This window comes from Amaricoccus macauensis (assembly GCF_049800915.1).
GTDB lineage: Bacteria > Pseudomonadota > Alphaproteobacteria > Rhodobacterales > Rhodobacteraceae > Amaricoccus > Amaricoccus macauensis_A.
Genome location: NZ_JBNAFY010000003.1, coordinates 315,448 through 339,192, shown reverse-complemented (window position 1 = coordinate 339,192; position 23,745 = coordinate 315,448). Strand labels below are relative to the sequence as shown.

At 64.1% G+C, this 23,745-nt stretch carries 25 protein-coding genes; 20 read left to right on the top strand and 5 right to left on the bottom strand.

The genetic code is table 11. From position 1 onward, the window contains the following. Window positions 1–16: 16 nt before the first annotated feature. From ACP15W_RS09405 to ACP15W_RS09390, 4 genes are all read left to right on the top strand, one after another. Window positions 17–499 (top strand): hypothetical protein, encoded by a 483-nt coding sequence (locus ACP15W_RS09405; RefSeq protein ID WP_424932619.1) that lies wholly within the window; start codon window positions 17–19, stop codon window positions 497–499. Window positions 500–603: 104 nt separating this feature from the next. Next, entirely contained in the window at window positions 604–1,194 is a 591-nt protein-coding gene (locus ACP15W_RS09400; protein ID WP_424932618.1) for an HdeD family acid-resistance protein, read from the top strand. Between the two features lie 18 nt (window positions 1,195–1,212). Continuing rightward, a complete protein-coding gene (locus ACP15W_RS09395) occupies window positions 1,213–1,635 on the top strand; it encodes a hypothetical protein (protein WP_424932617.1) in 423 nt (140 codons plus the stop codon). A gap of 1 nt (window position 1,636) precedes the next feature. Then, on the top strand, window positions 1,637–2,140 hold the full coding sequence (locus ACP15W_RS09390) for a hypothetical protein (RefSeq protein ID WP_424932616.1): 504 nt from the start codon (window positions 1,637–1,639) through the stop codon (window positions 2,138–2,140). A gap of 25 nt (window positions 2,141–2,165) precedes the next feature. Here ACP15W_RS09390 and ACP15W_RS09385 read toward each other — a convergent pair whose 3' ends face one another. Next, window positions 2,166–2,699, bottom strand: coding sequence for an N-acetyltransferase family protein (locus ACP15W_RS09385; RefSeq protein ID WP_424932615.1), 534 nt, complete (start codon window positions 2,697–2,699; stop codon window positions 2,166–2,168). 193 nt (window positions 2,700–2,892) lie between these two features. Here ACP15W_RS09385 and clpS point away from each other — a divergent pair, with 193 nt between their 5' ends. The 3 genes from clpS to ACP15W_RS09370 all read left to right on the top strand — a co-directional run bounded on the left by clpS (window position 2,893) and on the right by ACP15W_RS09370 (window position 8,194). Beyond that, a complete protein-coding gene (gene clpS, locus ACP15W_RS09380; protein ID WP_424932614.1) occupies window positions 2,893–3,198 on the top strand; it encodes an ATP-dependent Clp protease adapter ClpS in 306 nt (101 codons plus the stop codon). Between the two features lie 102 nt (window positions 3,199–3,300). Then, complete coding sequence (locus tag ACP15W_RS09375; RefSeq protein ID WP_424932613.1) at window positions 3,301–4,773, top strand: HlyD family efflux transporter periplasmic adaptor subunit; 1,473 nt, start codon at window positions 3,301–3,303, stop codon at window positions 4,771–4,773. A 4-nt stretch (window positions 4,774–4,777) separates the two neighbouring features. Continuing rightward, window positions 4,778–8,194 carry an efflux RND transporter permease subunit gene (locus tag ACP15W_RS09370; RefSeq protein ID WP_424932612.1) on the top strand — a complete coding sequence of 1,139 codons (3,417 nt, stop codon included), beginning with the start codon at window positions 4,778–4,780 and terminating at the stop codon, window positions 8,192–8,194. 14 nt (window positions 8,195–8,208) lie between these two features. On the opposite strand, the gene ACP15W_RS09365 is transcribed toward ACP15W_RS09370, so the two are convergent. Beyond that, window positions 8,209–9,051 carry a protein-disulfide reductase DsbD domain-containing protein gene (locus ACP15W_RS09365; RefSeq protein WP_424932611.1) on the bottom strand — a complete coding sequence of 281 codons (843 nt, stop codon included), beginning with the start codon at window positions 9,049–9,051 and terminating at the stop codon, window positions 8,209–8,211. Window positions 9,052–9,183: 132 nt separating this feature from the next. On the opposite strand from ACP15W_RS09365, the gene ACP15W_RS09360 reads away from it, so the two are divergent. After that, window positions 9,184–9,756 carry a YqgE/AlgH family protein gene (locus ACP15W_RS09360; RefSeq protein ID WP_424932610.1) on the top strand — a complete coding sequence of 191 codons (573 nt, stop codon included), beginning with the start codon at window positions 9,184–9,186 and terminating at the stop codon, window positions 9,754–9,756. A gap of 12 nt (window positions 9,757–9,768) precedes the next feature. Here the strand turns inward: ACP15W_RS09360 and ACP15W_RS09355 are convergent, their stop codons facing one another. After that, window positions 9,769–10,740, bottom strand: coding sequence for an L-threonylcarbamoyladenylate synthase (locus ACP15W_RS09355; RefSeq protein ID WP_424932609.1), 972 nt, complete (start codon window positions 10,738–10,740; stop codon window positions 9,769–9,771). A 207-nt stretch (window positions 10,741–10,947) separates the two neighbouring features. Here ACP15W_RS09355 and ACP15W_RS09350 point away from each other — a divergent pair, with 207 nt between their 5' ends. From ACP15W_RS09350 to ACP15W_RS09335, 4 genes are all read left to right on the top strand, one after another. Further along, entirely contained in the window at window positions 10,948–12,639 is a 1,692-nt protein-coding gene (locus tag ACP15W_RS09350) for an acyl-CoA dehydrogenase (protein ID WP_424932608.1), read from the top strand. Beyond that, on the top strand, window positions 12,639–13,712 hold the full coding sequence (locus tag ACP15W_RS09345; protein WP_424932607.1) for an MBL fold metallo-hydrolase: 1,074 nt from the start codon (window positions 12,639–12,641) through the stop codon (window positions 13,710–13,712). The genes ACP15W_RS09350 and ACP15W_RS09345 overlap by 1 nt, the downstream gene beginning before the upstream one ends. Before the next feature lie 104 nt (window positions 13,713–13,816). Then, on the top strand, window positions 13,817–13,951 hold the full coding sequence (locus tag ACP15W_RS09340; protein ID WP_424932606.1) for an aa3-type cytochrome c oxidase subunit IV: 135 nt from the start codon (window positions 13,817–13,819) through the stop codon (window positions 13,949–13,951). A 39-nt stretch (window positions 13,952–13,990) separates the two neighbouring features. Continuing rightward, entirely contained in the window at window positions 13,991–14,587 is a 597-nt protein-coding gene (locus ACP15W_RS09335) for a hypothetical protein (protein WP_424932605.1), read from the top strand. A gap of 626 nt (window positions 14,588–15,213) precedes the next feature. Here the strand turns inward: ACP15W_RS09335 and rpsU are convergent. Further along, window positions 15,214–15,420, bottom strand: coding sequence for a 30S ribosomal protein S21 (rpsU, locus tag ACP15W_RS09330; protein WP_424932604.1), 207 nt, complete (start codon window positions 15,418–15,420; stop codon window positions 15,214–15,216). A gap of 117 nt (window positions 15,421–15,537) precedes the next feature. Between rpsU and ACP15W_RS09325 the strand changes: the two genes are divergently transcribed. Genes ACP15W_RS09325 through ACP15W_RS09315 form a run of 3 tightly spaced genes read left to right on the top strand, consistent with a single transcriptional unit; the run spans window position 15,538 to window position 18,171 of the window. Further along, entirely contained in the window at window positions 15,538–16,254 is a 717-nt protein-coding gene (locus tag ACP15W_RS09325; RefSeq protein WP_424932603.1) for a COQ9 family protein, read from the top strand. 52 nt (window positions 16,255–16,306) lie between these two features. Further along, the gene (locus ACP15W_RS09320) at window positions 16,307–17,176 is read left to right on the top strand and encodes a branched-chain amino acid aminotransferase (RefSeq protein WP_424932602.1); all 870 of its coding nucleotides are present in this window, start codon (window positions 16,307–16,309) and stop codon (window positions 17,174–17,176) included. Further along, window positions 17,173–18,171 carry an NAD(P)H-quinone oxidoreductase gene (locus tag ACP15W_RS09315; protein WP_424932601.1) on the top strand — a complete coding sequence of 333 codons (999 nt, stop codon included), beginning with the start codon at window positions 17,173–17,175 and terminating at the stop codon, window positions 18,169–18,171. The genes ACP15W_RS09320 and ACP15W_RS09315 overlap by 4 nt, the downstream gene beginning before the upstream one ends. Window positions 18,172–18,195: 24 nt before the next feature. Here the strand turns inward: ACP15W_RS09315 and ACP15W_RS09310 are convergent, their stop codons facing one another. Next, entirely contained in the window at window positions 18,196–18,708 is a 513-nt protein-coding gene (locus tag ACP15W_RS09310; RefSeq protein ID WP_424932599.1) for an NUDIX domain-containing protein, read from the bottom strand. Between the two features lie 162 nt (window positions 18,709–18,870). Here ACP15W_RS09310 and ACP15W_RS09305 point away from each other — a divergent pair, with 162 nt between their 5' ends. The 5 genes from ACP15W_RS09305 (at window position 18,871) to ACP15W_RS09285 (ending at window position 23,572) form a co-directional block, all read left to right on the top strand. Further along, on the top strand, window positions 18,871–19,788 hold the full coding sequence (locus tag ACP15W_RS09305) for a rhodanese-related sulfurtransferase (RefSeq protein WP_424932598.1): 918 nt from the start codon (window positions 18,871–18,873) through the stop codon (window positions 19,786–19,788). Then, a complete protein-coding gene (locus ACP15W_RS09300; protein ID WP_424932597.1) occupies window positions 19,785–20,714 on the top strand; it encodes a lysostaphin resistance A-like protein in 930 nt (309 codons plus the stop codon). Before ACP15W_RS09305 ends, ACP15W_RS09300 begins: the two co-directional genes overlap by 4 nt. Further along, window positions 20,711–21,622 carry an acetyl-CoA carboxylase, carboxyltransferase subunit beta gene (gene accD, locus ACP15W_RS09295; protein ID WP_424932596.1) on the top strand — a complete coding sequence of 304 codons (912 nt, stop codon included), beginning with the start codon at window positions 20,711–20,713 and terminating at the stop codon, window positions 21,620–21,622. Before ACP15W_RS09300 ends, accD begins: the two co-directional genes overlap by 4 nt. After that, the gene (locus ACP15W_RS09290) at window positions 21,619–22,896 is read left to right on the top strand and encodes a bifunctional folylpolyglutamate synthase/dihydrofolate synthase (protein ID WP_424932595.1); all 1,278 of its coding nucleotides are present in this window, start codon (window positions 21,619–21,621) and stop codon (window positions 22,894–22,896) included. The genes accD and ACP15W_RS09290 overlap by 4 nt, the downstream gene beginning before the upstream one ends. Window positions 22,897–22,969: 73 nt before the next feature. After that, window positions 22,970–23,572, top strand: coding sequence for a nucleoside deaminase (locus tag ACP15W_RS09285; RefSeq protein WP_424932594.1), 603 nt, complete (start codon window positions 22,970–22,972; stop codon window positions 23,570–23,572). The last annotated feature ends 173 nt before the right edge of the window (window positions 23,573–23,745 follow it).

Here is a 23,745-nt window from a genome sequence, read left to right as displayed (position 1 = left end):
ATCAGGAGGAAACCCCGTGAAAGGCGTTCGTTTGGCGGTGGCGGCGGCATGTCTCGCAGGCTGTGCGCAGGGCGTGCCCATACAGAATGAGGCCGTTGTCGCTGGCGGCGATTTCGACGCGGTGCAGGGCGAGGCGCGTCTCGCGGTGCGCACGTTCCTGCCGGATGAGGGCGATGGGCGGCGCGAGGTGCTCGGTGCCGCGTGTCGCCTGGAGACGAGCCTCTACACGCTCGATTTCACCACGCCCACCCGGTTGAAGCTGCCGAATTTCGGAACGCAGTCACCGGAGCTTGATATCGCCTGCACGGCGCGGGACTGGTCGGGTGCGGCGCGGGTCGAGGTGCGGACGGATTGGGATTACCCGCCCGGCGGATATGGCTACGCGGGCTATGGCTACGGGCCGCGCGGCTACTACGGCGGGCCTTATGGCGGTTGGGGATGGCCGGGCGGCGCGGTGCCGCGCTCCTACTATCCGGATGTGGATGTGATCCTGCGCTGATCGGGGGCGGGGCGGCCTGCCGGAGACAGATTGGCTTTCAACCCGGACCGGTTTCGGTCTAGGTTCGGCGCAAATTCCATTTGGGCCGCGATGAGGGGAGCCCCATGTCGATTACCGTCAACGATGCCTCTGCCGTGTTGCGCCAGGCTGTGCGTGATACGATTCGCAAGCGGTCACTCCTGTTCCTGATCCAGGGCGGGGTGATGGTTGCGACCGGTGTTCTCGCGCTGCTCTTCCCGGCGCTGATGAGCACGGGGCTGATCGAACTTCTGGGCTGGCTCCTGGTGATCAGCGGCGTATTCCAGAGCATCACCCTGATCGGCGCGACCCAGGTGCCATATTTCTGGATGCAACTCGTCTCGACGGCGCTTCAGGTCGTTGTGGGTTACCTGCTCATTTCGCACCCCGAGGCGGGCGTATTCGCCATGATGCTGCTGATGCTGGTCCTGTTCATGGTGGGTGGGATCGCGCGGATCGTCTTTGCGCTGATGATCCGGCCCATGCAGGACTGGGGCTGGCTGCTCGCGAGCGGCGCGGTGGCCATTGTCTGCTCCTTCATCCTGATCGGAAGCCTGCCCGAAGCCGCATCCTGGCTTCTGGGCATCCTTCTCGGAATCCAGCTCATTACGGAAGGCGGCGCCCTGGCCTGGCTCGCCTGGCGCCTGCGCAAGGGCGCGGCGACCCCAGTGGCCTGAACAGGAGTCTTGAACAAGATGCGGAATCTTCTTTTCCTGGCGGCCGGTGCTGCACTCGCGGCCTGCTCCGGGACACCGGATCTGATGAGCCGGAATCTCGAAACCGTTGCGCTGGTCGATACCGGCGAGGAAATCGTGGCTCCGCCCCTGAACTTCGCGCATTCCACCCTGCGTTCCTTCGTTCCCGGCGAGGATGGCGAGGAATGGCAGGAGGTCGAGGGCGCGCGATGCGTCGCGTCGGTCGGACCCTATACGGCTGTGGTGACGACGCCTGTGCGCCTGGTTGTGCCGGACATGCGGCCGGTGGACATGCCGCTGGTCGCGACCTGCACGCTCGCCGAATTCTCCGGACGGGCCGTCTTCCCGTCTCGATCGGGTTTTGAAGGCCCCTATGGCTCGCTTTCCGTCGGAATGAAGCTGGCCCCCGGAGCCGTGCAGTAGAATGCGCCTGCCGCTCCTCTCTGCCGCGAGCCTCTGCGCCTTCCTGGCTGCCTGCACGACGAATGACGGCTTGCCGGAAGGTGCGCCATCGGTTCGTTCGGTGCCAAAACCCGGTGTCGATGCGCCTTCGGCCCGTGGAGAGACGCGGCTTGCGGTGCGCAGCTTCGGCCCCGACGGACAGGAAGTCGCCGGGGCGGCCTGCGCGGTCGAGTCCACGCTCTTCACGGCGGAACTCGTCTCTCCGGCGCGGGTGCTCATGCCCTACTACGGCGAGGCCTCGCCGGAGATTACCGTGACCTGCCGGTCTGGCGATCTTTCGGGAGAGGTGCAGGTTGCGGCGGTCTCGGAACGCTCCAGCGGCGGCGCGGCCTGGCCCAGCGTGGGCCTCTCGGTCAACTCCGATGGCGGGGTCGGCGTGGGAGTCGGGCTCGGCTACTATGGCGGGCGCTCAGGCGCGAGTTCGACCGCCTACGGCTACCCGCCCGCCATCGTCCGCATGAACTGACGCTCGCTTCGTCTCCGCCGGGGGATCAGCCCCAGGCGAAGCCGATGCGGGTCAGGGCTGCCCCGCCGATTCTGGTCCGGGTGCGCCCGATTTCCCGTCCACCGAGCGCGAGGTAGAAGCGACAGCCGAGTTCGTTTGCAGCCAGCGACCAGACGACCAGCCGGGTCAACCCGCGGGAGATCAGGCGGCGACGGGCTTCCTGAAACAGGTATTCGCCGAGTCCGGCCCCGTGAAACTCGGGTGCGAGGTAGAGCTCGTAGATCTCACCGGTGCCCTTCAGCAGCCTCGGGCGGACCGGGCCGAGACGCGCATAGCCCGCAACCTGCCCATCGAGCTCGACAACCAACACGGAAGCGCCGCGCCGGTGCATATGGCGCCACCATTTTGGACCACGGCTGCCGATGATGCGCTCGAGGGCGCGGCCCGGAATGATCCCCGCATAGGTGTAGCGCCACGCCTGCCGGTGCAGATCGGCCAGCGCGCTGGCATCCTCGGGAGTGGACCAGCGGGTGCGGATCATCTTGGTGCCCTCGTTATCGTTCGGTAAAAAGACCATCATAGCGGGATTTCGCGCGTTTGTCGCTTCAAGAGACGAAGCCGCGCGTCAACTCACGCTGATTTACCGTGATCTGCGAAATATTGCCGGTTCCGGTTTTCCTTGCGCCATCTATACTTCCGAACCCGCGCGGTTTGTGGCATAAGATCCGCTCTTTTCTTCTGCGCTTGCAGGGCGCGGAGTATTGGGGGATTCGATGAGTGGGATAGAGACGGAGCTTCGTTCACTGGAGCGGCCGAAGACGAGCCGTCCCCGGCTGCACAAGGTCATCCTGCTGAACGACGACTTCACGCCGCGCGACTTCGTCGTGGCGGTGCTTGGTGCGGTCTTTCGCATGACGCCGGCCCAGGCGCAGGGCGTCATGCTGACGGCGCATCGCCGGGGCGTGTGCGTCGTCGGTGTCTTCACGCGGGAGATCGCCGAGACCAAGGCCGATCAGGCAACCGACATGGGGCGGCGCGAGGGTCATCCCCTGACCTTCACCACGGCCCCCGAGGACTGAAGCCCGAAGCCGGATGAAATCACAACTTCGAAGGGATGCGGAAAAAGGCGCGCATCCTGATAGACTTGCTGTATTCTGCCGCAGGTTTTCGAGGATGTGAGTATGCGGTTTCTGACCCGGAGCCTGTTGGGGCTTTTCCTGTTTGCAATGACGCTCGGTCTGCTTGGCCTTGCCGTGGCGACGGTCCGGGAGGCGATGATCGTGCGCGATGCCGATACGGCGAGTCGCAGGCCGGGTGGGGAACGGGTCTATGCGGTCGGCGTGGCTGCGCTCACCGAGCAGGATGTGAAACCGGTTCTTCGCGCCTATGGAGATGTCGAGAGCTCCGTCCGGCTCGAGTTGCGCGCGGCCTCCGAAGGCACGCTCCTGGAGCTGGCGCCGGGTTTCCGTGACGGAGGACGGGTCGAGGCGGGCGAGACCCTGTTCCGGATCGATCCCGCCGATTTCGAGACCGCTCTCGCGCTGGCCGAGAACGATCTGGCGGATATGCGTGCCGAGCTTTCCGACGCGAGGGTGGAAGTTCTGCTAGCGGAAGAGGCGCTGCAGGCGGCGATCCGGCAAAGCGATCTTCAGAGCCGCGCGCTCGATCGTGCAAAGAACCTGCAAGGCCGCGGGGTCAGCACGACGGCCGATCTGGAGGCGTCCGAGCTTGCGCTTTCCACCGCGGAGCAATCCGTCACGACCCGCCGGATCGATCTGGCGCAGGCACGGTCGCGCATTGGCCGCGCCGAAATCGCGGAGCAGCGCGCCGTCATTGCCCGCGACGAGGCCGCGCGCGATCTGGACAACACGGTGGCGATCGCGCCCTTCGACGGGTTTCTCACGGATGTGAATGCGGTGCTCGGCCGCAGGGTTTCGGCAAACGAGGCGCTGGGCGTGCTGATCGATCCCGGCGCCCTCGAGGTGGCTTTCCGGGTCTCCAACGCCGATTATGCACGACTTTCCGACGATTTCGGCGCGCCCCTGCCGCTCGAGGTGCGCGCCAGTCTCGATCTTGGGACACGGGCCTTCGAGGTCGCGGGCACGCTCGACCGGGCGGGTGTGGTGTCCGAAAGCGGGCAGAGCGGTCGGCTGCTCTATGCGGCGCTTCAAGGCGGGGCATCAGGTCTGCTGCGGCCCGGCGATTTCGTCAGCCTGGAGGTTTCCGAGCCGGAACTCACCGGGGTGGCGGTGGTGCCCGCGACGGCGCTGAACCCGGCCGGGGAGTTGCTGCTGCTCGGAGAGGACAACCGCCTGGAACTTGCGAAAGTGCGGCTCCTGCGGCGGCAGGGCGACGACGTGATTGTCGATGATGCGCCGTTCGGTCGTGAATACGTGACGGTACGGCTGCCCCAGCTTGGCCCGGGTATTCAGGTCAGGCCGATTCGGCCGGAGCAGCGCACCGCCCGGCCGGACGAACTGGAGGAGGGCATGGTGGCGCTCACGCCCGAGGATCGCGCCCGGCTCTCGGCAGCCATCGAGGGCGATGCGGCGCTTTCGGCGGAGATGAAGGCGCGGCTCCTCTCCGTGCTGGCCACGGGGCCGGTGCCGCGACAGGTTCTCGACGAGATCGAGGCCGGGCTGCGGGGGGGCTGAGGTCATGGCTCTGGGACATCGGGTGCGGGCGGCGGGCGCAGGTGTGTTTGCCTATTTCGCGCGCCACAGCACTGCCGCCAACCTGCTGATGATGATCATGGTGGTCACCGGTCTGCTGGCCGGCGGGCTGATCCGGAGCCAATTCTTTCCCGATGTGGTGCTCAACTCGATCGATGTCCGCGTCACTTGGCAGGGCGCAGGCCCCGAGGATGTGGATGAGGGGATCATCGCGCTGCTCGAGCCGTCTCTGCTCGCCGTGGATGGGGTCGAGAGCAGCGAGGCGACGGCGACATCGGGCAATGCACGCATCGAGCTGACTTTTGAGCCGGGCTGGGACATGAGCCAGGCGCAGGGGGATGTCGAGACGGCGGTGGCGAGTGTCACCAGTTTGCCCGAGTCGGCCGAGGACCCGCGGATCAACCGGCGTCAATGGAACGACCGGGTGACGGACGTGGTGATCTGGGGGGCGGTGCCGGCGGTCCAGCTTGGCGGCTATGCGGATGAGTTCATCGCGCGGCTCTACCAGGCGGGCATCACGCGCACGGTGCTCAATGGTGTCACCGCACCGGTGATCGAAGTCGCCGTACCCGAGGCGCAGCTGGTGCGCCACGGCATGACATTGCGCGAGGTTGCGGACAGGGTCGAGGATGCCGTGACCGGCGCGCCGGCGGGAGAGGTGGATGCGAATGCCACCCGATTGCGAGCGGGCAATGATCTGCGCGAGGCCGAGGCCATCGGCAATCTTGTCCTGCGCTCCGATGGAGCGGGTGAGGAACTGCGGCTGCGCGACGTGGCGCAGATCAGCGATCAGGGCCTCGAAAGCGGACGGGCCTATTTCCGCGAGGGACTGCCTGCGGTTTCCATCCGGGTGAACCGCAACGCCCAGGGCGATGCCATCGAGATGCAGGAAACCGTGGCGGAGGTGGCCGCAGAGATCCGCGAGACCCTGCCGCAGGGCGTCCAGATCGAACTCATACGCACCCGTGCCGAGGGCATCACCCAGCGGCTCGATCTGCTCATGCGCAATGGCGCGCTGGGCCTCGCGCTGGTGGTCGGGCTCCTGTTCCTTTTTCTCAATGCCCGCACGGCGCTCTGGGTTGCCGCGGGCATTCCTGTGGCCATGGCGGCCGCCATCGCGCTGATGTACGCGTCCGGTATCACCCTTAACATGATGTCACTCTTCGGCCTCATCCTCTGCCTCGGCTTGGTGGTGGATGATGCCATCGTCGTGGCCGAACACGCGGACTGGCGCTATCGCCACCTGCGAGAAGGACCGGCGGCAGCGGCTGAAAACGCCGCGCGCACGATGGCGCTGCCGGTTTTCTCAGCGATGCTGACCACGGTCATCGCATTCTTCGGGCTCACGGCCATTGGCGGGCGATTCGGCTCGCTGGTGGAGGACATTCCCCTCACTGTGATCGTCGTGCTGGCCGCGAGCCTTGCGGAGTGCTTCCTGATCCTGCCGCACCACATGGCGGGCGCGCTTGCGCGCGGAGGGGGCGGGTGGATCGATGCGCCGAGCCAGGCATTCAACCGCGGGCTCGACGCATTCCGGGCACGGGTCTTCGTGCCGTTCATCACTCTGGTTCTGCGGCTGCGCTATCCGGTAATTGCCGCCTGCCTCCTGCTGCTGGCGAATGCGGCCGCGATGTTCATTCGTGGTGACGTGGTCTGGCGCTTCTTCGCTCCGCCCGAGCAGGGCTCGATCACCGGCAACTTCGCGATGCTGCCGGGCACGAGCCGTGAGGATACCGAACTGATGGCGCGCGAACTCGAGCGCGCGGTCGCCGTGGTCGACGAGAGATTCGCGGCGGAATACGGCCGTGCGCCCGTTGTCACGCTGGTGACGCAGATCGGCGGAACGGCCGGGCGCGGGCTGCCGGGGGCAGATGAAAAGGACCCCGATGAACTCGGCGGCATGGAAGTCGAACTGATCGACCCGGATTTCCGGCCATATTCCGGCACGCTTTTCCTTCAGGCGCTCGAAGAGGAGGTCGTGCGCCTGCCAAGGCTCGAGGCGCTGAGTTTCCGCCGCTTTGGGTCCGGCGCGGAAGGCGACGATATTGACGTGAGCTTCTTCGGGCCGGATGCGCGCACGCTCAAGGATGCGGCCGATGCGTTCAAGAGTGCGCTGGCGCCGCTTTCGGCGGTGACCGGGCTGGAGGATACGCTCTCATATGACAAGACCGAGCTGGTTCTGGAACTGACGCCTCTGGGCGAACGGCTGGGCTTCACCATCGATGCGGTCGGCAGCGAGCTCTACGGTCGGCTGACCGGCATCGAGGTTGCGGAATTCGCCGACGGGCCTCGCACCGCGACGATCGAGGTGCGGTTGCCGGAGGAAGAGGTTTCGGCCGATTTCCTCTCCAGGACACGGCTCAGGGCAGCTGATGGCGGCTATGTGGCACTTGATCAGATCGTCACGGTCGAAAGCCAGCTCGGGTTCTCAAGCCTGAGACGAGAAAACGGGCTCAGAGTGGTCAAGGTCAATGGCGACATCGACGATGACGATCCGGCGCTCGCCGCCGAGATCACACGGCAGATCGAAACTGACATCCTGCCCGAGATCTCCGAGCGCTACGGTGTGACCTACGATGTGGGCGGGCTCGCGGAGCAGGAGCGCGATTTCCTGGGCGACGCGCTGATCGGTTTCCTGCTCTGCCTCGCCGGGATCTATCTCACGCTCGCCTGGGTGTTCGAAAGCTGGGTGCGTCCGCTCGTGGTGCTCGCCATCATTCCCTTCGGCTTCATCGGCACGGTCTGGGGGCACTACCAGTGGGATCTCGCGCTTTCGATCTTCACCGTGGTGGGGCTGATCGGGATGACCGGGATCATCATCAACAACGCCATCGTGCTTGTCTCGACGCTCGACAGTTACGGCGTCCGCTACGCGACGCTACCGGCGGTGGTGACCGCGGCCGGCGACAGGCTCCGGCCCATCGTGCTCACCACGCTCACGACTCTCCTCGGGCTCGCGCCGCTTCTTTTCGAGCGCAGTTCCCAGGCATTGTTCCTCAAGCCAACGGTCGTGACGCTGGTCTATGGCCTGGGGCTTGGTGGCGTCATGGTGCTGATCCTCGTGCCTGCGCTGGTGATGGTCGAGCGGGACATCGCCCTTTCGCTGAAAGCCTGGCGGCGCGGCCTGCGCGCCCGGCGCAAGCGCCCCGCGCTCACTCTGGGCCTGGCGCTCGCGAGTGCCGTGGCGTTCACCTGGCTTGCGGTGGTGATGGCACCGCTCTTCACCAACGCGGGCTGGCTTGGGGCAACCGACTGGTTCCCCGGTCTCAGCGAAGGCTGGGCACGAATGGCGGCGCTTGCGAGCGGCCTGGCCGTGATCCTTCTTGCAAGTTGGGGACTGATGGCAGTCGTTCTCGGGCCCGGTACGGGCGGCCGTTCGGAGCGGGAAGGAGGAAAGGCCTGACCGGTCAGGCCGGTTCAACCGCGTGTTGCGCAGCCCGGAATGTCCACGACACGGTTGTGATCAAGCACCGAAAGGCGGATTTCCTTTCGATCGATCATGACGTTGCTGCTGTCGCCACCGCTGACATGGGCGCGGGTGGTGAGGCGGCTTCCGTCGACGCTGCTCTGCGTGCGGCCGATCCAGAGCGCTGGATTGCTGCTTTCAATAAGGGCGAACTGATCCGCGGTCGGCGGTGCGTCGAACACCAGTTCCGCCGTCAGTTCGAGGCCGTTTTCCGAGGGCGAGAGGCTGCACTTCACCAGGGAGACGCCAGCTTCGGCGGCGGTCAGGGCACGATCGTGGAGAGCGTCGCGGATTGCCTCCGCCTCGTCAGACGCGGCTCCAGACGGAAGCGTTGAGGCAATTTCGGCATTTCCCGGCAGGCAGATGTCCTTGCAGACACCGAGAAAGAGATCGACGCGTGCGACGATCGGTTCCGAGGGATCCTGGGGCACGAGCCGAACCGGCAGGGTCAACGCGCCTTCGTAGCCGAAGTAGCGCATGCCATCCTGTTCGAAGATGTGCGGCCGCGGCCATTCGTAACTCAGAGCCGCGAGGTTCTCGGACGCAGACCAATCGAACTGGGGCGGGATCCCCGTCTCACCCGGCACGCGCCAGTAGGTGTGCCATCCCGGCGTGAGATCGACGCGAATCGCGGCCACCACAGCGCCGCTCTCCTCTCGCCAGCCCTCGAGGAATCGCGCGTCCTCGATGCCTTCCGGTCCGAGCGAGGCGAATTGCGCAGCCGCCATCTGCGGGAGCGAAATTCCGGCACACAGGGCAAGAACAGGCAAGGCAATACGGTTGAGATGACTCACGGGCAGGCAACTTTTTCGGTTTCGCAGAAGTCAGATCATAAGTTGTGCAAAGCGAATGCGACAGTCACAAGTCAGCGAGAGTTCGCTTCACTGTGCCTTGATAATCGGGGTCGGGAGGCGCATCCTCTGAGCATGGATACCGCTGATGAGCAATTTCTCGATGGTCAACTTCTGATCGCCATGCCTGGCATGGGCGATCCGCGCTTCGAGCGTGCCGTTATCTTCATGTGCGCGCATTCGCCCGAAGGTGCGATGGGACTCATCATCAACAAGCCCGCCCCGGAGTTGCGATTCCGGGCGCTGCTCGAGCAGTTGAAGATCAAGTCCGAGGTCGATCTCGACGAGACCCCGGTGCATTTCGGCGGCCCTGTCGAGCATGGCAGGGGTTTCGTGCTGCATTCCTCCGATTACGAGGTCGATGGCGGGAGCCTGAAGGTCAATCCGAGTTTCGCGATGACAGCGACACTCGATATCCTTCAGGACATGGCCAAAGGCGAGGGGCCAGATCAGGCGCTGCTGGCGTTGGGATATTCCGGGTGGGGGCCGGGGCAACTCGAGAGCGAGATCCAGGCGAATGGCTGGTTGATTGCATCCGCCGAACCCGATCTGGTGTTCACCAGTCACCATGATCAGAAATGGGAAGCCGCGCTGCGGACCCTCAATATCGACCCGCGGCTTCTGTCGGTCAGTGGCGGGCGCGCCTGAAGAAAACCTCCTCTAGTCCCTCGGTGCCGCCGCGCGTTGCAGTCGGTCGTTGATTGCGGCGCCGAGGCCTGTTTGCGGGATTGGGGCGACCGCGATTCGCCTCGCATTCTGCTTGCGCGCCAGATCGTCGGCTTCGCGCAGCATTGCAAAGAGATTTGCCGCGGCCTCGTGCAGGTTCCCCGACGGAGAGAGGTTCAGTCCCTCATGTCCAGGCGAGTGGTGCCCGAAGCCGATCCCGATCTCGTCGGGTTCCGGTGTGGCCACGTTGAGCCGGATGCTCGCGTCGGTCGCGTAATGCGAGGAAAGCTGGCCAGGCGCAATGATCGGTCCGGCCTCTGGCGCGATCAGGTCTTGCCCAATGGCTTGCGCGATGGCTTCGCCCGGTATGCCTCCGGGCCGCAGCAGGCTGGGGCCTTCTTCCCCGAAGCCGAGAATCGTTGATTCGACCCCGACCGGGCAGGTTCCGCCATCGAGCACCGCGGCGATGCGCCCGCGCAGCCCGTCGAGCACATGCGCCGCACTGGTGGGGCTCACGGAGCCGGAGGGGTTGGCCGAGGGCGCGGCGATGGGGCCGCCGAATGCCGCGATCAATTGGCGCGCGAGCGGGTGCTCGGGAACCCGGATGCCGACAGTGTCGAGCCCCGCCGTGACCAGTTCTGACAGGCCCGATCCGGGGCGCACCGGCAGGACAAGGGTCAGCGGGCCGGGCCAGAAGGCCGCCGCAAGGTCGGCCGCCTCGCGCGAGAATTCGGCCAGTTCCTCCGCGGCGGAACGGTCGGCCACATGCACGATCAGCGGATTGAAGGATGGCCGCTTCTTGGCCTCGAATATTCCCGCGACGGCGCGCCCGTTCCGCGCATCCGCGCCCAGCCCGTAAACGGTCTCGGTCGGGAAGGCGACCTGCTCTCCGGAGCGGAGCAGGCTGACGGCGGCACGGATGCCGCGGGCGGAATCGGAGAGGATGACTGTGTTGTGTTCGACCATGGCGCTGCCTAAGCGCTTCGCCGCGGAATCTGCAAGTCAAACCTCCACCTGGCCAATTCGGGCGGGCCTCATTTCGCAGGTGCGGTCGTCCGGCTTGTGGAAAGGAATGGCAAGTCATACACTCTCCGGCGACATATTGTTTTCGATGGATCGGCCGACAGGACAAGAGCGGCCTGCCATCGTCGTTTTGGGTCTGGGGAGAACCGAATGACATATCGCGCGCCTGTGCAGGAAATGCGTTTCCTGCTGGATAGTGTTCTGGGAGCCGGGCGACTGGCCGAAACCGAACTCTTCGCCGAGGCGACCGGCGACATGGTGGATGCCATTCTCACCGAGGCGGCAAAGCTCTCGGAGGATGTTCTGGCACCGACGCGGCGTGCGGGGGATCTCAAGCCCGCGTATCTCGAAAACGGCGTGGTGCGGACGTCCGACGGGTTCGCCGAGGCCTATCGTGCGATCGCGGAAGGCGGCTGGGTCGGCGTCGCGGCCGATCCGGAATATGGGGGGATGGGATTACCGGTTTCCGTGCAGTCCTGCGTCAACGAAATGCTCGCATCAAGCAACCTGGCGATATCGCTCTGTCCGCTTCTCTCGCAGGGCCAGATCGAGGCGCTCGAGCATCACGCGAATGACGAACTGAAAGCGCTCTACCTGCCGAAACTCACTTCGGGCGAATGGACCGGCACCATGAATCTCACCGAGCCGCAGGCCGGTTCCGATGTGGGGGCGGTGCGCTCGAAGGCCGAGCCGAATGCCGATGGAACCTATGCCGTCACGGGGACCAAGATCTACATCTCCTGGGGCGACCACGACATGGCGGAGAATGTGTGTCATCTCGTTCTGGCTCGTCTGCCCGATGCGGTGCCGGGCACCAAGGGGATCTCGCTCTTCCTCGTGCCGAAATACATTCCCGATACAGAGGGCAATCCGGGCCCGGCCAACGGGGTGAAAACAGTGTCGCTCGAGCACAAGATGGGACTGCATGGCAGCCCGACCTGCGTGATGGAATTCGACGGCGCGACGGGCTGGCTCGTGGGCGAGCCGCACAAGGGCATGGCGGCAATGTTCACCATGATGAACAATGCGCGCCTCGGCGTTGGCATCGAGGGTCTGTCCCAGGCCGAAGCCGCATTGCAGGAAGCCATCGCCTTCGCGCTCGACCGCAAGCAGGGCCGCACGCCGCAGAACGGCGTGGACACGATCCTGGGCCATGCGGATGTGCGCCGGATGATCATGAACATGGCGGCGCTGACCGCGAGCGCGCGCGCAATCTGCCTCGATTGCGCGCTCTCAATCGACATGGGGCGCGCCACCGGCGAGGACGACTGGAAGGCACGTGCGGCCTTCCTGACCCCGATCGCCAAGGCATTCGGGACCGATACCGGCTGCGAGGTTTCGGACATGGCAATCCAGGTTCATGGCGGCATGGGGTTCATCGAGGAAACCGGAGTGGCACAGTTCTTCCGGGATGTGCGCGTGACGGCGATCTACGAAGGAACGAACGGCATCCAGGCCATGGACCTCGTGGGGCGCAAGCTGATGGATGGTGGGGCAATCGCCTTCGGTCTTGTCGACGAGATAACCGCCACGGCACGCGAAGCGGGCGGGCCGCTCGGCAGCCGACTGGTCGAGGCGGCGGAATCGCTGCGCGGGGCCACCGAATGGATGCTGGGCGCGGAGCCGAATGATCGCTTCTCGGGTGCGGTGCCTTTCCTGCGTGCCTTTGCCCTCACGCTTGGAGGGCACTACCTGCTGAAGGCCGCGCTCACCGGCGGTGATAGCCAGCGCGATGCGCTTGCGGCCTATCACATTCGTCAGATGCTGCCCGAAGCGATGGGCCTCTGCGAACAGGCGCGCGGCGGAGCGGAGCAGCTCTATGCCTACGAGATCGCGTCCTGATGGACGATCTGGCCGGGAACGCACTGCGGGAGATCAGCTACGCCTTCGACGCACCACCCGGTCCGGGTGAGGCGCTCGAGGTCGCGGAAGGTGTTCTCTGGCTGCGCATCCCGCTGCCGATGCGCCCCGACCATATCAATATCTATGCGCTCGATGATGGCGATGGCTGGACTATCGTCGATACCGGTCTGAATACCGGTCGAGTGCGCGCGGCTTGGGACAAGCTGCTCGCAGGGCCGCTGGCCGGGCGCCCGATCCGCCGGGTGATCGTGACCCATCACCACCCGGATCATGTGGGCAATGCCGGCTGGTTCCAGACCGACCACGGGGCCGAGCTCTGGGCGACGCGCACGACATGGCTGTTTTCCCGGATGCTGATGCTGGATGAACAGCCCGCGCCGCCCGAGGAACTGATTGCCTTCTGGCGCCGCGCGGGCATGTCAGAGGAGATCCTGGCCGAACGGATCGAGACGCGGCCGATGAACTTCGCAGATGTTCTGGCCCCCATGCCGCTCGGCTTCAGGCGCATCGCGCAGGACGATGTGGTAGTTGCGGGCGGGCGACGCTGGCGGGTGGAAATCGGGCATGGTCATGCCCCGGAACACGCCATGCTCTGGTGCCTCGACGAGCCGTTGGTGATCGCGGGCGACCAGGTGCTGCCGACGATTACCTCCAATCTCGGAACCTATGCGACCGAACCCGAGGCCGATCCGGTGGGAGAGTGGGTCGCGACCTGCGAGCGGCTGCTGCCCATGGCTCGCGCTGATCAGATCGTCATGCCCGGCCATCAGCGGCCCTTCCGAGGGCTTGATGTGCGGTTGCAGGAACTGATCGACCACGAAACGGAAAATGCGGAGAAGCTGCTTGCCGCACTTCGGACGCCGCGAAGTGCCTGTGACTGCTTCGATGTTCTCTATGGTCGGCGCATCGGCAAATCGGAATACGGCCTCGCACTCGTCGAGGCGGTAGCGCACATGAACCATCTGCACGGGCGAGGGCTCGTGAGCCGGGAAATGTCGCCTGAGGGCGTCTGGCTTTTCTGCGCCACTGGCGGCGATGTGAGCGGAACATGACCCTTCCGCCCTTCGGGGGGAATGACAGAGAGCGCAGGGCACGCTAAAAGCGTCTCGTGAACAGGGCCTTGCGGCAGATCGGCCCGAATATGCAGGAGAGCGACATGGCGGAATACAAGCACGGCGAGATGGACATCACCGAACAGGAGAAGACCTTTGCGGGCTTCATCAAGTTCTTCGTCTACCTTTTCGGTGCATCCGCCGGAATCCTGATCTTCCTTGCGATCTTCAACAGCTGATCCTTAACGGACCTGGAAAAAAGCATGATACGCCGGCTAATGGCGGCTCTGGCGGCGTGTCTTGCGCTGTCGGGTTGTGAGATCTACCGCGCCGCGGAACCTACCCAGATTCGTGCAGCGCAATATGTCAGTGACGAGCCACCGTCGGTTACGCTCCTGTCCATGGTGAACAGCGAGACCAATCGTGCAGCGCACTCGGCCCTGCTCATCAACGGCTCGCAGCAGGTGATCTACGATCCAGCCGGGACGTTCCAGCACCCCGACCTGCCGCGCGCGGACGATATCCATTATGGCATCACTCCGCGCTTTCTTGACTACTATGAACGCTACCACGCGCGATTCGACTATTACGTCCACGCGCAGAAGGTCGAGGTCAGCCGCGCGACCGCCGACCGGGTGCTGGCGAATGCCCAGGCGCGCGGGAAAACCCCGAAAATGTTCTGCGCCGATTCGGTCACATCGGCGCTGAGACCCGTCCCTCCGTTCCAGAATGTGGGAATAACGCTGTTCCCGGAGTCGATCCGCCGCGATTTTGCACAAATTCCGGGCGTTGATAACAAATACGTGAGGGAGGCCGATGTGGGAAAGAACAATGTTTGGGAGCAATCGGCATCGCTTGAAAGCGCGCAGAAGTGAAAGAACACGCGCATGTTTGAGCAGCAAAAGTAACGATTTCAAAAGACTTTAGCCGGTGGCTCGCCATGCGCGTGCGACCTGCTCTACCCGCGCAATGAGCCCGAATTTGACGCGTTTCTTGCACTGTGGTTGCCTCTCAAAAGGCGAAACCGAACATCGGGCTGAGATTTTTGTGCGTTGCAAACTAAACGGAAGTGAGCAATGTTGAGCATGCGCATAACGAGGGGTTGGGTGCTGGTGTTGGTGCCCGATCAGTAATCAGAGTAACCAGTAGAGTTGTACTAGTTTGTTATAGAAAACCTGTCGCGCCATGGTCTCCTCCAGGCGGGCAGGTTTTCTTTTTCTGGTATTCAATAATACTGGTGCGTCACTTCATCCGACTACATCAAAATTTGCGAATCTGTTGCGAGCTTTGTTTGCTCGCTTGGGTGCGGCGCAGCAATGTCCCGCAGATCGTATCTGGAGAGGGTCACGCGGTATCGGCAATCGCTTTCCATCGGGGCAAAAGAAAACCCCCGTATCGCGAGATACGGGGGTCGGGTGTGCCGTTGATGCGTGCCCTTCGCATGGAACACGCAAGACACAGGTCCATGTGACCGGTCGGTCAGATGTCTTCGGCTCCAGCCTCAGAGCAGCCCTTCACGCTGCGCCTTCTTGCGCGCGAGCTTGCGGGCACGGCGGATCGCCTCAGCCCTCTCACGGGCCTTCTTGACGGAGGGTTTCTCGAAATGCTGCCGAAGCTTCATTTCCCGAAACACGCCTTCCCGCTGGAGCTTCTTCTTCAGAGCCCGAAGCGCCTGATCGACGTTGTTGTCACGAACGGTAACCTGCACGGATTTTCACCACCTTTCCGTTGCCAAAATTTTCGAATTCTGCTGCGAGGGGGCTATATAGACGACTGAACTTGATATGTCCACCATCGGTAATTGCGTATGTCACGGAGGAAGCGAATGAAACATGAAGCATCTGAAAACGAACAGGTCGCCGAAATCCGCAAGTCCGTAGTGGCGGCCGCGCTCCCGAATGTGGTTTTTGACGGTTGGAGCGACAGGACGCTGGCGCAGGCGGTCGAGGATTCGGGCGTCGATTCCTCCATCGCGCGTGTCGCGTTCCCGCGCGGCGGCCTCGATCTGGCTTTGGCCTTCCATTACGAGCGTGACGAGGCCCTCGCTGCCGATCTTGCCTCTACCGATCTTGGCGGGATGCGCTTCCGTGACCGGATCGCCTTCGCCATAATGCGTCGTCTCCAGCTTGTCGCGGACGAGCGTGAAGCGGTTCGTCGGGCGGCGTCTCTATTTGCGCTTCCGACCCATGCCCCCGATGCAGCGCGCGCCATCTGGCACACCGCTGACACCATATGGACAGCGCTCGGCGACACCAGTAGGGACTACAACTGGTATACGAAGCGCACGACCCTCTCGGCCGTCTATTCTTCGGCCGCGCTCTACTGGCTCGGAGACGAAAGCTCCGATCTGTCGGCGACGCGTGAATTCGTCCACCGCCGGATTGACAACGTGATGCAGTTCGAAGACGTGAAGGCCAAGATCCGCGCCAATCCCGTGGCCGCGCGCCTTATGCAGGGCCCGCGCCGCGTGCTTGACCGGGTCAGGGCGCCTGCCGATACTGCGCCGGAAGACCTGCCCGGCTCCGTTCGCTCGGAACCCTGAGGGCGGGCAGGAGAGGCAGGCCGCAGAAAGACGGCCGAAGAAGGGGACGTGCATGGCTATCGGATCGGAATGTGTCACCTGGTATGAAGGCCAGTGGCACAAGGGCAACACACCGATTCTGGGAGCTGCCGACCACGCGACCTGGCTCGGGACGCTCGTTTTTGACGGGGCGAGGGCGTTTGATGGCGCGATCCCGGATTTGGACTTGCATTGTGCGCGGCTGATTCGCTCTGCCGAAATCATGGGCCTCTCTCCTTGCACGCAGGCCGAGGAGATCGAGGCGCTATGTCGCGAAGGTGTGCGCCGGCTCGGGTCCGACCGCCCGCTCTATATTCGCCCGATGATGTGGTCACGCGAGGGATCGCCCGCGATGATCGACCCGGACCCGGCCTCGACCGCATTCGCGGTATGTGTGGAGGATCTGGCGTTTATCGAGCCGGGCCATTTTTCACTGACGATGTCGCCCTTCCGTCGGCCAGCGCCCGACTCGGCCCTAAACGATGCAAAAGCCGCCAGCCACTACGCCAACAACGGCAGGATCATTGCCGAAGCGCGGAAGCGCGGGTTCAGCAATGCCGTTTCGCTCGACCAGCAGGGTTTTGTTGCAGAGACCGGCTCAAGCAACATCTTCATTGTCACGGATGGGGTGGTTCGCACACCGATCCCGAACGGAACGTTTCTCAACGGTATTACCCGCCAGCGTGTGATCTCCCTGCTCCGCGAGGACGGCGCGGAAGTGCTGGAAATGCGGCTGCTGCCGGAAGACATCGCCCAGGCCGACGAGATATTCATCACAGCCAATGCGCAGAAGATCGTGCCGGTGACACGGTTCGAGGATCGCGAGTTTCGCTCGATCTCGACCGGCCAGCGCGCAAGAGCCCTGTATTGGGAATACGCCCTCCAGTCCCGGAAAGCCGCATGAGCCTGCCTGACCAGATGCGCGTCGTCGAGATTTCCGAGCCGGGTGGCCCGGACGTGCTCAAACCCGTTTCCCGCCCCGTGCCGACGCCCGGACCGGGCGAGATCCTGATCCGGATCGAGGCGGCCGGGGTCAACCGCCCCGATGCGCTCCAGCGGGCCGGCAGTTACGCCCCACCGCCAGACGCCTCCGACCTTCCCGGTCTTGAAGCGGCGGGAACCGTCGCGGCTCTCGGTGAGGGTGTGACCGACTGGGCGCTCGGCGATTTGGTCTGTGCGCTGCTACCAGGTGGGGGCTATGCGGAATATGCCACGACGCCCGCGGCCCACGCGCTGCCGGTACCCAAGAACTATTCAATGGTTCAGGCAGCTGCCCTCTGCGAGACCTTTTTCACTGTCTGGAGCAACGTCTTCCAGCGCGGTGGGCTCCGCGAGGGCGAGACTTTTCTCGTTCACGGCGGCTCGTCGGGGATCGGAACGACGGCAATTCAGCTCGCTGCAGCGCGCGGCGCACGCGTTTTCACGACCGCGGGCTCGGAAGAGAAATGTGCCGTTTGCCGAGACCTGGGCGCGGAGCTTGCCATCAATTACCGCGAGACGGATTTCGTCGAGGCGGTGAAGGCGGCGACGGGCAAGAAGGGAGTGAACCTCATCCTCGACATGGTTGGGGGAGACTATATTCGCCGCAACGTTCGTGCGTTGGCGCAGGACGGGCGGCTCGTGATGATCGCGTTTCTCTCGGGACCGAAGGCAGAGGTGAATTTCGCGCAGGTGATGGTCAAGCGGTTGACGCTCACCGGCTCCACGCTGCGTCCGCAATCGGTGGCCACCAAGGCCGGGATTGCCGCGGATCTGCGTCGCGAGGTCTGGCCGCTGCTCGAAGACGGCCGGATCGCGCCCGTGATGGATCAGACCTTCGCGCTCGAACAGGCCGCCGAGGCCCATGCACGCATGGAAAGCTCTGTTCATATCGGCAAGATCGTCCTGACTGTGGCCTGACGGCGACCTGACGGGCGGACCGCTTCACCAATCGTCGGTGGTTGCTGGGCCGCGCCTGATTTCCGCGATCCGTGCAAGCGTCGCCTTCGTCGCAGCCTCGGGCAGCGCATCTGGCGGATAGAAGCCGGCATCGAGGATCTCCCCGCCGGTGTGTGTTGCTTCCTCACGCAGGCGCACGTTTCGCGCGACGAACAGAACAACGTGATCGCGTCGCGCCAGTCCATCGTTGCGATAGACGTTGTAGAGCTCCGGTGGCCGCTCGAACTCCAGCCCGCCTTCCTCCTCTGCTTCGCGCATCACCGCCTGGCGGCAGGTTTCCCCCAGTTCCACGCCTCCGCCGGGCAGGTAGAAGCCCGGAACATAGGAATGCCGGACAAGAAAGATGCGACCCTCCCGGTCGAATGCCGCCAGACGTACCCCAAGTGTCAGTCGCGGGCGAAACAGGTTTACGACCGTGATGGCGAAATTCCCTGCGAGGTGGTGCAGGCGGTTCAGAACGCCCGATTTTGGAGGCAGGTCGGATCGCGTCTCTCTCATGGGCCTCTCGCTCTGCTGCTTGCCACGCTCGCTGCCGCGGCGTTGTTCGCTTTCAAGGTTGCAAGCGGGCGCGCGTCGAACAAGGGAAAAACCCACAGCCGGGCGCCATCGCTCCCGTTCTCATGGCTTGGCAGTCCCGCGGGTGATTGCTAATGCAACGCGATGAGCACTTTCGTCGTCGCCGCACTCTACAAGTTCACTCCATTCGAGGATCCGGCCGTGCTTCGCGCGCCCATCCGTGAGGTTTGCGATGCGAACGGCATCCGGGGCACGCTGCTCCTCGCCCGCGAGGGAATCAACGGCACCATTGCGGGCAGCCGCGACGGAATAGATGCGGCGCTCGGCTATCTGCGGGGTCTTCCGGGCTGCGCCGATCTCGAGGTGAAGGAAAGTTTCGCGCCCGAAATGCCGTTTGCCCGCATGAAGGTTCGCCTGAAGAAGGAGATCGTGACGCTGGGTCAGTCGCAGGTCGACCCGAACCGTGATGTGGGAACCTATGTGGAGCCCGACGCTTGGAACCGGCTCGTGCAATCCAACGATGTCGTGCTCATCGACACGCGCAACGACTATGAGACTGCGATCGGCACCTTTCCCGGAGCGGTCGATCCCGGAACACGGACCTTCCGCGAGTTTCCGAAGTGGTGGGAGGAGAACCGCTCCCGCTTCGAGGGTCGCCCCGTAGCGATGTTCTGCACCGGTGGCATCCGCTGCGAGAAGGCCACGAGCTACCTCAAGAGCGAAGGGGTCGAGGAGGTCTACCACCTCAAGGGCGGCATCCTGAAATATCTCGAGACCGTTCCCCGCGAGGAAAGCCTCTGGAACGGGGAGTGCTACGTGTTCGACGGGCGGGTCTCGGTCGGACATGGCCTGGAACCCGGTCCCTACGAGATGTGCCACGCCTGCGGTCGGCCGATTTCAGAGCCGGACAAGGCCGATCCGGCCTTTGAAGAGGGCGTGAGTTGCGCGGCCTGTCTCGAGGAATACACGGATGCGGATCGCGCGCGGTTCCGGGAACGGCAAAGGCAGCATGAGCTGTCGCTTGCGCGCGGTGATCGGAACCGCGACCCGGCCACTGGATGACCGTTCCCACAAGCCCTTTCGAGGCCTATATCGCCCCGGTCGGGCGCCATGTGCAGGTCTGGCGGACCCTGCTCGGCTGCGTGATCATTGCCGCGACTTGGGGGGTGGTAACCACCGCGAGCGCCCTCGTTCTCACGCAGGTCCCCGCGGTCCGAGGCCATCCAGCCGGGATGACCCTCCTCATTCTCTATCTCTTCGGTGGCATGACCCTGGGCGCCGTGCTCGCGGCGCGCCTGGCCCAACGCCGGAATGCCATGAGCCTCGTCAGCCCCCAAGGCTTTCGCCCGCGGCTCTTCTGGATGCCCGCGGCGGGCCTTCTCGCCGTGCTGTCCATCGGAACCCTGATCTATATCCTGTTCTTAGACGCCACGCCGAACGTGCCCCCGGGGCGCTGGCTCATGCTGCTTCCCTTCGGGCTGCTGGGTGTGCTCATCCAGACCTCCGCGGAGGAAATCGTGTTTCGCGGGTATCTCATGCAGTCGCTCGCCGCGCGGTTTCGTTCGCGGATCGTCTGGCTTGGCGTGCCGTCGATCCTCTTCGGGGCGCTGCACTGGGACGCGACGATACATGGACCCAATGCCTGGCTCGTGGTGGCGAGCGCCACCCTCGTCGGCCTGATTTTCGCTGATGTGACAGCGCGTTGCGGTGATCTTCTTCCGGCCATCGGATTGCATTTCGCCAACAATGCGCTCGCGCTTCTCGTGCTCGCGCCGCCATCGCCGCTCGCTGGCCTGAGCCTCTTTGAAATGGGCGGCGAGACTCAAGATGTCGCGACGATGCGTCTTCTGCATTTGAGCGATATCGCGGGTGCCTTGCTTCTCTACGGAATATGGTTCGGGATTTGGGGGCGGCACATGCGATTGCAATCAGGGCAAGGCGGGCCTATTTCTGCGCCTGATGCGGGCAAAGGACCAAGGGGCACATGAACTGGATCTCGAACTACGTCAGACCCAAGATCAATTCGCTGTTCTCCCGCCGCGAGGTGCCGGAGAACCTTTGGCTGAAATGCCCCGAATGCGGAACGATGCTGTTCCACCGAGAACTGACGAACGCGCTGAACGTCTGCACGAACTGTGACTACCACATGGCGATCACGCCGCGCGAGCGCTTCACGGCACTCTTCGACGGCGGCCTTTTCACCGAGGTGCCGGTGCCCCCGGCACTCAACGATCCACTCGGCTTCAAGGACCAGAAGCGCTACCCCGACCGTCTGCGTGAGGCCCGCAAGAAGACCGGCGAAGAAGGCGCAATGATCGTGGCCGAGGGCGAGATTGCCCGGCTCAAGACGATCTGCGTCGGCCAGAACTTCGCCTTCATGGGCGGTTCCATGGGGATGCAGGTCGGGAACGCGATCATTGCCGGTGTCGAGCGGGCCATCGCACTGCATTGCCCGCTGGTCCTGTTTTCCGCCGCCGGTGGCGCACGGATGCAGGAGGGCATTCTCTCGCTGATGCAGATGCCGCGCTCGACCGTTGCGGTGCAGATGCTGCGCGAGGCGGGGCTGCCCTATGTCGTGGTCCTGACCGATCCGACAACCGGTGGCGTCACGGCGAGCTATGCCATGCTCGGGGATGTGCAAATTGCGGAACCCGGTGCGCTCATCTGTTTTGCTGGCCCACGCGTCATCGAACAGACGATCCGCGAGACCTTGCCCGAGGGGTTCCAGCGCGCCGAATACCTGCTTGATCACGGAATGCTCGATCGGGTCGTGCATCGCAAGGATATGCGCGATGAGCTTGCCCGGCTTCTGCGCCTGCTGATGAACACCACGCCGCCGGTCTACGGCGATCTGCCGGCCCCGGCGGACGCACCCCCCGCTCTGCCCGGGCAATGACGTCGGGAAGTGACCGGGTTCTGGAGCGTCTCATGGCGCTCCACCCGAAGATCATCGACCTGACGCTCGGGCGGGTCGAGCGGCTTCTGGCGGGCCTCGGGCATCCCGAACGCCGTTTGCCGCCGGTGATCCATGTGGCGGGCACCAATGGCAAGGGTTCGGTGATTGCCACCTTGCGCGCAGGGCTCGAAGCGTCGGGAAAGCGGGTGCATGTCTATACGTCGCCCCATCTCGCGCGCTTTCACGAACGCATTCGGCTGGCGGGAGACCTCATCTCCGAGGAGGCGCTGACCGCCGAACTCGAGCATTGCGAGCGCGTCAACGGTTCGGAGCCGATCACCTATTTCGAGATCACGACCGTAGCAGCCATCAACGCGATGGCGCGGATTCCGGCGGATTACACTTTGCTCGAGGTCGGGCTTGGTGGGCGGCTCGATGCGACCAATGTGATAGAGAAGCCCGCTCTCACGGTCATTACGCCGGTCTCGCTCGACCATCAGCAGTATCTGGGCGAGACGCTGCCCGAGATTGCTGGTGAAAAGGCCGGTATCATGAAACGCGATGTGCCGTGTATCGTCGGCCCGCAGGACGATGCCGCGCTCGAAGAGATCGAAGCGCAAGCGGCCCGTGTGGGCGCGGATCTGCAAGTGGCCAACCAGGATTGGCAGGTCTGGGAGGAACACGGACGAATGGCGTTCCAGGATCAGGGCGGCCTTGTCGATCTCCCCATGCCGCGGCTGATCGGCGCCCACCAGGTCTCGAATGCCGGGATCGCCATTGCGGCCCTGCGCCAGCTCGGGTTCGAGGAAGAGACATGCGCCGCCGCCGTGACGCAGGCCGAATGGCCCGCCCGACTGCAACGGCTTCGCAAGGGTCCGCTTGTGGAGGCCGCGCAGGCCCACGGAGCGGAACTTTGGCTTGATGGCGGCCACAATGCGGCGGCAGGTGTGGCGCTCGCGGAGGCCCTGGGGCGCCTGCCGGCCCGCCCGCTCGTCATGATCTGCGGCATGCTGCGAACCAAGGACGCGACGGCGTACCTCACGCCGCTTGCGCCGCACGTGAAACGGCTCGAAGCGGTATCGATTCCCGGTGAAGCCGCAACCCTGTCTGCCCATGAAACCACCCTCGCGGCGCGATCCGCAGGCATCACCGCGGCCGAGGCGGCCTCCGTGCAGGAGGCCGTCGTGCAGGCCGCCGCGGAATGGCCCGGCGCGCGTATCCTGATTTGCGGATCGCTCTATCTTGCCGGCCATGTGCTGCGGGAGAATGGCTGAGCCGCAATTTGCCGCTTGATCGCGGGTGCAGCCTCTGCCCCAATGGGGGCGGTGTATTGCGAGGAGTTCATTGATGGCGACCATTCCCGAGCCGAAGCTGATCGACCGTCTGCTGAGTGTCATGGAAAACGATATCGTGCCGCTGACGCGGGAGGGGGTTGCGAAGGGCAACAAGGTTTTCGGGGCTGCGATCCTCAGGAAGTCCGACTTCTCGCTCGTGATCGCGGGCACGAATAACGAGATCGAGAACCCGCTGTGGCACGGCGAGGTCCATACCATGAAGCTGCTTTACGAAATGGCGCCCGAGGATCGGCCCGCTCCCGCCGATTGCATCTTCTTTGCCACACATGAGCCCTGCACGCTCTGCCTTTCCGCGATCACCTGGGGCGGATACGACAATTTCTATTTCCTGTTCAGTCACGAGGACAGCCGCGACAGCTTCAACATCCCGCATGACCTGAAGATCCTGAAGGAGGTCTTCACCCTCGAGCCTGGCGGCTACAATCGCGAAAACGTCTACTGGGTCAGTTCGGGTCTCATGGCCGGGATCGAAGCCGCGCCCGAGGTCGAAAGGGCGGGGTTCCTCGCGCGCGTCGACGCGCTCAACAAGACCTATGCCGAGATGTCTGAGGTCTATCAGGCGAACAAGACCGCGACGGAAATCCCCCTGAACTGACACGCACGGGGCATCCGCTCTTTCATTAAAAACCTGTTGCTCGCGCGCGCCTGCTGTCCCGGTGGGCGGAATGTCGCGCCAAATCGGCAAGGCCATGCCGAGCCGAATACGGCAAACTTGTCGCATGGGGGCCACCCAACTATGCGGTTCGAGGCTTGAAAACTTGACCCGAC

Excerpts from the sequence above, each read along its gene's own strand:
- ACP15W_RS09400 (WP_424932618.1), top strand. The coding sequence starts at position 604 with ATGTCGATTACCGTCAACGATGCCTCTGCCGTGTTGCGCCAGGCTGTG.
- ACP15W_RS09395 (WP_424932617.1), top strand. The coding sequence starts at position 1,213 with ATGCGGAATCTTCTTTTCCTGGCGGCCGGTGCTGCACTCGCGGCCTGC.
- ACP15W_RS09390 (WP_424932616.1), top strand. The coding sequence starts at position 1,637 with ATGCGCCTGCCGCTCCTCTCTGCCGCGAGCCTCTGCGCCTTCCTGGCT.
- ACP15W_RS09385 (WP_424932615.1), bottom strand. The coding sequence starts at position 2,699 with ATGATGGTCTTTTTACCGAACGATAACGAGGGCACCAAGATGATCCGC.
- clpS (WP_424932614.1), top strand. The coding sequence starts at position 2,893 with ATGAGTGGGATAGAGACGGAGCTTCGTTCACTGGAGCGGCCGAAGACG.
- ACP15W_RS09375 (WP_424932613.1), top strand. The coding sequence starts at position 3,301 with ATGCGGTTTCTGACCCGGAGCCTGTTGGGGCTTTTCCTGTTTGCAATG.
- ACP15W_RS09370 (WP_424932612.1), top strand. The coding sequence starts at position 4,778 with ATGGCTCTGGGACATCGGGTGCGGGCGGCGGGCGCAGGTGTGTTTGCC.
- ACP15W_RS09360 (WP_424932610.1), top strand. The coding sequence starts at position 9,184 with ATGGATACCGCTGATGAGCAATTTCTCGATGGTCAACTTCTGATCGCC.
- ACP15W_RS09355 (WP_424932609.1), bottom strand. The coding sequence starts at position 10,740 with ATGGTCGAACACAACACAGTCATCCTCTCCGATTCCGCCCGCGGCATC.
- ACP15W_RS09350 (WP_424932608.1), top strand. The coding sequence starts at position 10,948 with ATGACATATCGCGCGCCTGTGCAGGAAATGCGTTTCCTGCTGGATAGT.
- ACP15W_RS09345 (WP_424932607.1), top strand. The coding sequence starts at position 12,639 with ATGGACGATCTGGCCGGGAACGCACTGCGGGAGATCAGCTACGCCTTC.
- ACP15W_RS09340 (WP_424932606.1), top strand. The coding sequence starts at position 13,817 with ATGGCGGAATACAAGCACGGCGAGATGGACATCACCGAACAGGAGAAG.
- ACP15W_RS09335 (WP_424932605.1), top strand. The coding sequence starts at position 13,991 with ATGGCGGCTCTGGCGGCGTGTCTTGCGCTGTCGGGTTGTGAGATCTAC.
- ACP15W_RS09325 (WP_424932603.1), top strand. The coding sequence starts at position 15,538 with ATGAAACATGAAGCATCTGAAAACGAACAGGTCGCCGAAATCCGCAAG.
- ACP15W_RS09320 (WP_424932602.1), top strand. The coding sequence starts at position 16,307 with ATGGCTATCGGATCGGAATGTGTCACCTGGTATGAAGGCCAGTGGCAC.
- ACP15W_RS09315 (WP_424932601.1), top strand. The coding sequence starts at position 17,173 with ATGAGCCTGCCTGACCAGATGCGCGTCGTCGAGATTTCCGAGCCGGGT.
- ACP15W_RS09310 (WP_424932599.1), bottom strand. The coding sequence starts at position 18,708 with ATGAGAGAGACGCGATCCGACCTGCCTCCAAAATCGGGCGTTCTGAAC.
- ACP15W_RS09305 (WP_424932598.1), top strand. The coding sequence starts at position 18,871 with ATGAGCACTTTCGTCGTCGCCGCACTCTACAAGTTCACTCCATTCGAG.
- ACP15W_RS09300 (WP_424932597.1), top strand. The coding sequence starts at position 19,785 with ATGACCGTTCCCACAAGCCCTTTCGAGGCCTATATCGCCCCGGTCGGG.
- accD (WP_424932596.1), top strand. The coding sequence starts at position 20,711 with ATGAACTGGATCTCGAACTACGTCAGACCCAAGATCAATTCGCTGTTC.
- ACP15W_RS09290 (WP_424932595.1), top strand. The coding sequence starts at position 21,619 with ATGACGTCGGGAAGTGACCGGGTTCTGGAGCGTCTCATGGCGCTCCAC.
- ACP15W_RS09285 (WP_424932594.1), top strand. The coding sequence starts at position 22,970 with ATGGCGACCATTCCCGAGCCGAAGCTGATCGACCGTCTGCTGAGTGTC.